This window comes from Pseudomonas onubensis (assembly GCF_965653655.1).
GTDB lineage: Bacteria > Pseudomonadota > Gammaproteobacteria > Pseudomonadales > Pseudomonadaceae > Aquipseudomonas.
The window spans coordinates 35,899-44,919 of the sequence record NZ_CBFHAZ010000045.1; the positions used below are offsets into that span (position 1 = coordinate 35,899).

The window sequence follows — 9,021 nt, forward strand, 5'->3', positions numbered from 1 at the left end:
CTTTGCGTACTCTTTCCCTTGATTTCTATCGGAGGAGTCGTGATGCCCTTGATCAGCGATGTCGAACACGCTTGCACACGTCTGGCCCCGGCAGGATGGCGTGACCTGCTGATGCATCACGGCCTGGACATCACCTCGACAAGCCTGCGTGAAGAACTCGCCAGGCCTCTGCAGATTGATCGCACCCTGGCAGGCTTTGAGGATTTTTCCGCCGCTGCCACACGCGGCATAGAACCTGGGCACCCGGCCGACAGCCTGCTGTTTCATGCATTCGCCTCGCCCAATGTGGTCACCGGGGTTAACGGTGAAACGCTCAAGGCCTTCCCCACAGCCGCTGAAATCGAGCACATCCTCAATTATGTCTACGGCGCCACTCCCCCGACCCTGGCGGCGTTGCAGCAACGGGCCGGTGAGGCGCCACTGGCGATTGCAGTGTTTGCCTATGAATACCGGCCCTACGCCGAAACCGTGCACAGCCGCCACGCAGACCTGTGTTTCTCACGCACCGGGGTGGCCCGGGTCGGCACAGCGAATGCGTTGTATAACCCGCAGCAACGAGGCTTTTTGCCCTTTGTCGAAGGCCAGCCGAATCAGATGCGGGTTATACCGGCGCGCTACGGCGCGTTCATCGCTGCCCGGCACACCGGCCAACCGACGCGGTTTGGCCCAATGGATGCTCAAACTATCGATGTGGATCTGGAGTTCTGGGTGCCCCTGCACAAGGTGTTCGATGGCAACGAGTGCCTGGCCGGGATGGACCTGACCGTGCAGCTGGAAAACCATCAGATCAATGAAAAAATCGCACAGATCCATCGGCGCTTTCCCGATACCGGCTGGCAAGAGCCTGACATACTCAACGCGCCTTTCGTCATCACCGAGGGCTTGTGCCATTGGGCGAATACCGATGAGTTTGCGCCGGGGCTGTTGATGCCCGACGCCAAAGAAGCGCTGGTGGAACTGGCCTATTACCAAGACCGCCCGCTGTCGTTCATGATGCCGCCAAATACCGGCGGGTTGGTGCATGGGCGCCATCATCTGCGCGACGACGGTTCGATCGAAGACCTCAACCAGCGTGAGGATGTCGACGCCATCGTCAAGGCGGGCGGCTACCGAGCCCTGCATTACCAGGATGCCATGGCCGACGGCTGGGTACGTGCCCACTGCCCGGCCTTGGAACTGGCGAGCATCGCCGCCTACTCCATCATCGGTGCGCCGGATTTTTTTCCGTTGTGCGGGCAGCGGGAACTCAAGCGATGGTCCAGTGACCCTGGGGTTTTCCCTTGCCCTGCGCCGCCCTGTCCAGAGGTTTGGCATACGCGGGTGAACCCACTGTCCGACGTGCGTTTTTATATCAATCAAGCCCTGGCCGGTGGGTTCTTCGCCCCTGAAGACCGCGGCGTCACTGCCATCGTCTCCCACCCACAGTTTTCCACAACGCCCGGCTCGGCCCTGCCGGTGCAGCATGCTCAACGGCAATCCTGGTTGCCGGATTTCGCCAGCGGGGTCTTTGGCCCGGGCTGGGAAGTGGGCCGGGGCCTGGTAGACGCTCCGTTTACGAACATGCTGTGCGGTTATCAGTTAGCCAGCCCGTTCACTGAGGATGCACGCATCTGTGCGGCACTCGGCTCGTACTGGCCGGGGGTGGCGCCGGACTCCACCCGCAGTTTTGAACCGCGCAATGTTTCCGCCACGGTCATTCCGCTGACAGACAGCGAAATCGGCCTGGGCGACAGCCCTGCATGGGATGGTCGCGCCGGTCCCACCTTGATTGAATCCCAGGGGCGCACAGTGGTGCAGTACGGCGCTTATGAATACAGCGACTACACGCAGGCCGCATTGGAGGGTCAACTGTCGCTGGCCATCACCGGGCAGACCAGTACCGCGCAGTACCACCAGAGAGTGCTGGGGATGCGCCGTGCTTATCAGGCAGTAGGCGCCGGATCAGACAAAGAACAGAGAAAACGCTGGCCGTTGCTGTCGTTTTACCCAGTGCAATTACCCGACAAAGCTTTCGAAATGGCACAACAGGAAGCGGGCGTGCGACTAAAGGGCGAGGTGCATTACTACAGGCTGTTCAAACACGGCGAGACCGCCACACCCACGCACAATTTCAAGCTGCGTCAGGTGGAGATAGAGCAAGACATCGAGCTGTATATGGGCGAGGACGCTGTGCTTATTCGCCAAGACGGTGCAGCTTGGCAGCAACACGATGAGTCACTTTGATGTCATTGTCGTGGGCGCCGGCCCAGCCGGGTGTGCCACAGCAATTGGCTGCGCGCAGAGGGGGATGCGAGTCGCGCTGCTGGAGCAGACCCGCTTCCCCAGATACAGGCCCGGAGAAACACTGCATCCAGGCGTTGAGCCACTGCTGCAGCAACTGCAGATCAACCTCCAGAACTGCCCACGTCACCTTGGTCATTGGGTGCATTGGGATGGCCCGCCTCGTTTCAATGCCTTCAGCCCGGGGCGCGCTATTGCCTGGCAAGGGTTCCAGGTTTCGCGCGCGGTGCTTGACCAACAATTGCTGGAGCGGGCACAAGCCGTGGGTGTGCAGGTCACGTACCTCAAACATGCCAGCCAAGTGCTGCTGCAACACAATCGTGTGCAAGGTGTACGTGCGGGCACCCTGCAATGGACGGGCAAATTCGTGGTAGACGCCACGGGACGGCACCACTGGCTGCAACGTCAATTGCAGATACCCTGGCGGCGTTTCTCACCGCGCTTGATCGCGCGGTTCGGATACTGCGAGGACAATAGCCTTGCAGACGACAAAATGGGCTTGTTCGCCCACCCACACGGCTGGCACTGGATTGCTCGTATCAGCCGTACATGCCTGCACTGGACCCAACTGGCGTTCACCCAGGGAGGCCAGCAACGCTTGATTCCACAGGTACTGCAGCGCTGCAAGGCAATCGGCCAGGTCCGCGGTGCGGACGTATCCTGGAGAGTGTGCTGCACTACGGCCGGGCCTGGTTTCTTTTTAGTCGGTGACGCGGCAGCAACACTGGACCCTTGCGCCTCCCATGGCGTGATCAAGGCATTAATGTCCGGCCTGCAAACAACCTCCGCGATTGTCGACTGCCTGCTTTGGCCGGCCGGCGAAGCGACCGTACAAGCGGCCTATCAGGCCTGGGTACAAAAAACAGTGCAGCGTGACGTGCTCGCCCTGCGCGAGTTCTATCGTGCCCATCCTTATCCGCCAGCCTGGCTATAAAGGCAGGCTTACCCCGCAGCGCCCAGAAATGGCAGCGCCAGGTACAGCTTGATCACCACCGCATTGGTAATGTCGATAAAAAACGCCCCCACCATCGGCACCACCAGGAACGCAATCGGCGATGGCCCGAAGCGCTGCGTGACCGCCTGCATATTGGCAATGGCGGTCGGGGTGGCACCCAAGCCAAAACCGCAATGCCCCGCCGCCAGCACGGCCGCGTCGTAGTTGCGGCCCATGACCCGGAACGTCACGAAGATCGCGAACAGGGCCATCAGCAATGCCTGGGCCGCCAACAGGATCACGATCGGCAAAGCCAGCGCCGCCAGATCCCAAAGCTTGAGCGACATCAGCGCAATCGCCAGGAACAACGACAAGCTGACATTGCCCAGCAGCGACACTTCACGCTCAAACACTTGATGCCAGCCCAGCGCCGACAAGCCGTTGCGCAACACCACGCCCACAAACAGCACGCATACAAATGTGGGTAATTCGAACGCCGTACCTTTAATAAAGCCATACAGGAAGGTGCCGACCTGCAAGCTGACCGCCAACAATGCCAGCGTCTCGATAAATGAAAACGAGGTGATCACGCGTTCCTGATTGGGCTGCTCAAAACCTTTGGGCTGGGGCGGCTGCGCCAGCTCGACGCCGGGCACCTGCACACGCTTGATCAGCAAGCGGGCAACCGGGCCACCTATCAGCCCACCCAGCACCAAGCCGAAGGTCGCCGAGGCAATCGCCAGTTCGGACGCCGAGGCCACACCATATTTTTCACTGAACACCGCCCCCCAGGCTGCGCCAGTGCCGTGCCCGCCGGACAAGGTGACGGAACCTGCCAGCAGCCCCATCAACGGGTCGAGCCCCAGCGCCTTGGCCAGGGCAATGCCCATGGCGTTTTGCACCACCAGCAGGGCCGTCACGACCAGCAGGAAGATGCCGAGGATGCGCCCGCCTTTCTTCAGGCTGGCAAAGTCCGCATTCAGGCCGATGGTGGCAAAGAACGCCAGCATCAAGGGGGCTTGCAATGAGGCGTCGAATCGAACTTCGATGTCCGTCAATACGCGCAGCAATAGCAGCAGTGCCGCCACCAACAAGCCGCCGACCACGGGCTCCGGAATGCTGTAGGTGCGTAAAAAACTGATGCGGGCGACCAGCCAGCGCCCCAACAGCAGCACCAGAGAGGCGGCGACCAGGGTTGAATAAAAATCGAGTTGGAACATCTGGGCATTTCTCCGAAGTGAACAGGCACACGGGGCTGGCCAGAGTAAAGACAGCAGGACATGTACACACCCACCCGCCATTAACTACAGACTATTCCTACTCACTTAACAACAAGACCTACAGGTTTGAGATTTTCACTCGTCGAAATACCTTTAAAACCACTAAAAGCGATGGAACCGGGTGAGTTTTTGTCGCTTTTTTTGACTGTTTGCCCGCTCTAAATTAAGCCCGAATACCAACAACAATAAGGTCGCACCATGGCTAATACAGAGTCTGCGCAGCCAGTCGCACGCAGCCGCTATCGCTGGGCGGTCGCCGGTTTGATTTTCGTCATCTACACCATTGCGGCGGCCGACCGCGCCAACCTCGGTGTGGCGATGCCGTTCATTCGCCAAGAGTTCGACATGAGCAACGCTGAGGCAGGCGGCCTGATGAGCCTGTTCCTGCTCGCTTATGCCTTGGCGCAAATTCCTGCAGGTTTTGCCTTTGCCCGCATCGGCGTGAGCAAAATCCTGCCGTCGGCCATGATCCTGACCTCGGTGCTGACCGGACTGGTCGGCACCGCAGGCTCACTGCTGATGCTGAAAATCTATCGTTTTGGCCTGGGGCTGGCAGAAGGCCCATTGCCGATCAGCATGACGGCCACCATCAACAACTGGTTCCCAGCCAAAGAGAAAGGCATAGCCTCGGGGATCTTCTTGTCGGCGGTGAAGTTTGGCCCGGTCATTGTCCCGCCCTTGTGCGCAATCATCATTTCGATCTGGGGCTGGCGCGAGATTTTCATTTTCTTCGCCATTCCCGGCATCCTGCTGTCGATCGCCTGGTACTTGCTGGTCGCCGATCACCCCTCGAAGAGTCGCTTCGTCAATAAGGCCGAGCTTGATTACATTCTTGATCAGCCCGACCCGGCGCAAGCCACTGCATCCGTGGCCGCCAAACCCGTGGCGAGCTGGCTGAACAGGCTCGATGTGCTGATCAAACGCCGTGCTGAACCTGCGCTCACCTCGAGCCGCCAGGTGTTCAAATCGTGGAATATCTGGGGCTGTGCGACCAGTTACTGCTTCCAGCTGGGCGTGTCCAGCGTGCTGCTGACGTGGATCCCCACTTACCTGATCACGGTCAAACACTTCTCGATCATGAACATGGGCCTCGTTTCTGCGGCGCCCTGGGTCGGCGCGGTGCTGGGCAACCTGCTGGGCGGCTACTGTTCAGACCGTTTCCTGGGTGGGCGGCGCAAACCCGGCATGCTGCTGTCAGCCCTGGGCACTTCGCTGATGATGTACCTGCTGATCAACTCGCCCGCAGAGCCGATCGCCTACGGGTTGCTGCTGATGCTGACCGGCGTGGTGCTGAGCCTGGGTTTTTCATCCTATATGTCCTACCCCATGGGGTTGGCGTCCAGGGCCAGTTTTCCCATCGCCAATGCCATCGTGAACATGGTCGGGCAACTGGGCGCTGCGGCCACCCCCTTCTTGACCGGCCTGCTGCTCGACAGCCTGGGTTGGAATTATGTGTTCATTTTCCTCGCCGTTGGCTCCTTCACCAGCTTCGTGCTGTTGCTGACCATCGCCGAGCCCATTCCCCATAAAGCACACGCCTAGCACTGCCCCCTGGCGCCCCACGTAAAGGATTCATTGTGAGCAGCACTCTCGACGCAGAGCGGTTATCGATCGGCAAAACGGTGTGGCTGGGCCTGTTGCAGATTGTGTCCTGGGGCGGCTCGTTTTACCTGCTGGCCGTACTCGCCGCCCCGATTGCAGAAGAAACCGGCTGGGCGCGGGAATGGGTGCTGGGCGCGGCGTCCATTGGTTTGCTTGCGGCGGGCATCGCCTCGCCACTGTGCGGGCGCTTGATCAGCCGCTACGGCGGCCGGCCGGTGTTGGCCAGCAGCGGCGCGCTGATGGCGGCAGGGCTTTGGATGATGGCCAGTGCGCAAACACTGCCGATATTTTTGTGTGCCTGGGTGTTGACTGGCGTAGGGATGGCGGCGGGCCTGTATGACGCGCTCTTTGCGACGCTGGGGGCGATTTATGGCATGAAGGCCCGCCCGATGATTACCGGTGTGACGCTGATTTCCGGCTTTTGCACCACGCTGATCTGGCCACTGCTGGCGATTGCCGTGCAAACCCTGGGCTGGCGGGGCACGTGTTGGCTCTATGGCGTGGTGTTGCTGCTCGGGGTTTTCCCGATCTATCGGCTGTGCCTGCCAAAGCAGCCAGCGCTGGCGCGCCCCGCCAACACGCACGCTGCGGGCACGCTATCCATCGCGCCGAAAATCTATTGGGTGATGACAACCTTGTTTTCACTGTCTGCGATGCTGATGACAGCGATTTCGGTGATCGTCATTGTGCTGCTCCAGGCGCGGGGCCATTCCCTGGCGACTGCCATCGCACTCAGTGCAATCATCGGCCCGGCATCGGTGGCGTGCCGGCTGATCGACCTGCTGACCCGCGACAAACACCCGGTCTGGACCATGCTGATCAGCGTCGCCACGACGGCTGCCGGTATCCTGATCCTGGCTCTCGTGCCCAGCCTGACGGCCTTTGGCCTGGTGCTGTACGGCGCCGGCAATGGCCTTCGCGCCATCGTGCGAAGCACCCTGCCCCTGGCGATCGTGCCGGTAAAAGACTATGCGGTGATTTCCAGCAAGATGGCGGCACCGGTGTTTTACTGCCAGGCCATCACACCGCTGGTCTGCGGCTATCTCCTGACGCTGGTCGGCGCACAAACGACGGTCACGCTGCTGGCTGTCATGTCGGCGGTCACGGTGGGCCTGGGTGTGTTCCTGACCCAGCTGATTAAAATCAGCGCAAACAAAAACGCCGATCATTGCTGATCGGCGTTTTCGTTAAATATGGAGCGGGAAACGAGACTCGAACTCGCGACCCCGACCTTGGCAAGGTCGTGCTCTACCAACTGAGCTATTCCCGCAAAAATGGCGTCCCCTAGGGGACTCGAACCCCTGTTACCGCCGTGAAAGGGCGGTGTCCTAGGCCACTAGACGAAGGGGACACACAACTGAAACACATGGTGTGTATTTCAGTGCCCAGAGGTTAAATCCGAAGATTATGCCCTGGTTTCACTCAATGCCGCCCGAGGGCCACATTGCTTGTAAATTGGAGCGGGAAACGAGACTCGAACTCGCGACCCCGACCTTGGCAAGGTCGTGCTCTACCAACTGAGCTATTCCCGCATATGGCGTCCCCTAGGGGACTCGAACCCCTGTTACCGCCGTGAAAGGGCGGTGTCCTAGGCCACTAGACGAAGGGGACACACGTACAACATTCACTCCCTACCGCGTTTCGCTGTGTGCTTTACGCTGTAAGTGGCGCGCATTCTATGGATGGATTGAAAGGTCGTCAACCCCCAAGGATAAATTTATTTAAATCAATGACTTCGCCCTGCTTTCCAGGCCTTTGCGGGCATTCTGTCCGTCTAGGCTTTGACGCCTATATTATGGCACCCGACAAGGCGCTATAGTTCGCCCGAGCAAATGATGGCAATGTGCATCCATGCAGGGAGCCCTTGCCCATGGTGCTTTTACCTATATAGAAGAACTACCTGGGACAACTGGTCGAACAGCCCTATCCGCCGGATGGCCCAGTCACTACACTCCACAGCAAACCCTATAAAAGAGGTCACACCGGTGACACCACTCATGATCACCCTGCTGGTAATAGCCGGGATCGTAATACTGATCGCCATTGGCTACATGAACCACGTGGTGGAAAACAGCAAACTGGAAAAGAAACGCACCGAGATCGAGCTCAATGACCGGCTGCGTCGGTGTGGAGAAATCACCGAGACCTTTCCTGGCCAATTGATGACCCCGGCGCTCAAGCTGCTGCTCACCCGCCTTGAGCTCAACGTCAACCAGCGCCTGCTGCACCTCAATAAGTCCAGCGCAGCACTCAAGGCGCGTATCAGTGAGTTGAATGCGCTGATCGCCCAGGGCGAATCGATTCCGGTGACCAACCCACCGGCGCCGATCCAGACTGAAGCCAAGGCCAAGGATGTGCGTTTCCTCCTTGAAGCCCTGCATGGTCAAGTGACTCGCGCGGCGCAGGACGGGTTTCTGCCGACCAACGAGGCCAAGCACTGGATCAAGGAAATTCGTCATATCCTGGTGCTGCTGCACATTGAGTTTTTCAATAACCTTGGCCAGCATGCGCTGCAACAGAATCAACCTGGTCAGGCACGCCTGGCGTTCGAGCGTGGCGTGCAGTATCTGCGTAAACAGCCGGAGCCGGTGCTCTATAGCGCGCAGTTGCAATTGCTGGAGAATCAATTGGCCCGTGCTAATTCGACGGTACTGACTAACAGCAAGCCGGCTGAGGATGAGGTCAATGAGTTGACTGAAGGGCTTAAAGTTGTGGATGCGGATGCGGAGTGGAAGAAGAAAGCTATTTACGATTGATGGTTTGGGGGGCGCCTCAGATCAAAATCAAGATCAAGATCTCGGCGTTTTTCAAGGTAGTTGTCGCGTCCACCGTCGCGCTACGCGATTTTTATTACCACGGTCAGCTCCCTTTCAGGGTTCAGATACACCGTCCCGATAGGGTTCCAGTTGCGTGTCTCTCCTGACC

The 9,021-nt window shown here is 59.2% G+C and carries 6 protein-coding genes and 4 tRNA genes; 5 read left to right on the forward strand and 5 right to left on the reverse strand.

Annotation, left to right across the window (positions count from 1 at the left end):
• Positions 1-42: 42 nt before the first annotated feature.
• Positions 43-2,223 carry a hypothetical protein gene (locus ACTD9P_RS16245; protein WP_438868479.1) on the forward strand — a complete coding sequence of 727 codons (2,181 nt, stop codon included), beginning with the start codon at positions 43-45 and terminating at the stop codon, positions 2,221-2,223.
• On the forward strand, positions 2,210-3,214 hold the full coding sequence (locus ACTD9P_RS16250; protein WP_438868480.1) for an NAD(P)/FAD-dependent oxidoreductase: 1,005 nt from the start codon (positions 2,210-2,212) through the stop codon (positions 3,212-3,214). Before ACTD9P_RS16245 ends, ACTD9P_RS16250 begins: the two co-directional genes overlap by 14 nt.
• Before the next feature lie 8 nt (positions 3,215-3,222).
• On the opposite strand, the gene gltS is transcribed toward ACTD9P_RS16250, so the two are convergent.
• On the reverse strand, positions 3,223-4,434 hold the full coding sequence (gltS, locus tag ACTD9P_RS16255) for a sodium/glutamate symporter (RefSeq protein ID WP_438868481.1): 1,212 nt from the start codon (positions 4,432-4,434) through the stop codon (positions 3,223-3,225).
• Between the two features lie 258 nt (positions 4,435-4,692).
• Between gltS and ACTD9P_RS16260 the strand changes: the two genes are divergently transcribed.
• Both ACTD9P_RS16260 and ACTD9P_RS16265 read left to right on the forward strand, forming a co-directional pair.
• Positions 4,693-6,036 carry an MFS transporter gene (locus ACTD9P_RS16260; RefSeq protein WP_438868482.1) on the forward strand — a complete coding sequence of 448 codons (1,344 nt, stop codon included), beginning with the start codon at positions 4,693-4,695 and terminating at the stop codon, positions 6,034-6,036.
• Positions 6,037-6,071: 35 nt separating this feature from the next.
• The gene (locus tag ACTD9P_RS16265) at positions 6,072-7,271 is read left to right on the forward strand and encodes an MFS transporter (RefSeq protein WP_438868483.1); all 1,200 of its coding nucleotides are present in this window, start codon (positions 6,072-6,074) and stop codon (positions 7,269-7,271) included.
• 19 nt (positions 7,272-7,290) lie between these two features.
• Here the strand turns inward: ACTD9P_RS16265 and ACTD9P_RS16270 are convergent.
• The 4 genes from ACTD9P_RS16270 to ACTD9P_RS16285 form a co-directional block, all read right to left on the reverse strand.
• A tRNA-Gly gene (locus ACTD9P_RS16270) sits at positions 7,291-7,366 on the reverse strand.
• Positions 7,367-7,371: 5 nt separating this feature from the next.
• Positions 7,372-7,447, reverse strand: a tRNA-Glu gene (locus ACTD9P_RS16275).
• Positions 7,448-7,552: 105 nt separating this feature from the next.
• Positions 7,553-7,628: transfer RNA gene (locus ACTD9P_RS16280), tRNA-Gly, on the reverse strand.
• Between the two features lie 3 nt (positions 7,629-7,631).
• Positions 7,632-7,707: transfer RNA gene (locus tag ACTD9P_RS16285), tRNA-Glu, on the reverse strand.
• Between the two features lie 386 nt (positions 7,708-8,093).
• On the opposite strand from ACTD9P_RS16285, the gene ACTD9P_RS16290 reads away from it, so the two are divergent.
• A complete protein-coding gene (locus ACTD9P_RS16290) occupies positions 8,094-8,852 on the forward strand; it encodes a hypothetical protein (RefSeq protein ID WP_438868484.1) in 759 nt (252 codons plus the stop codon).
• The last annotated feature ends 169 nt before the right edge of the window (positions 8,853-9,021 follow it).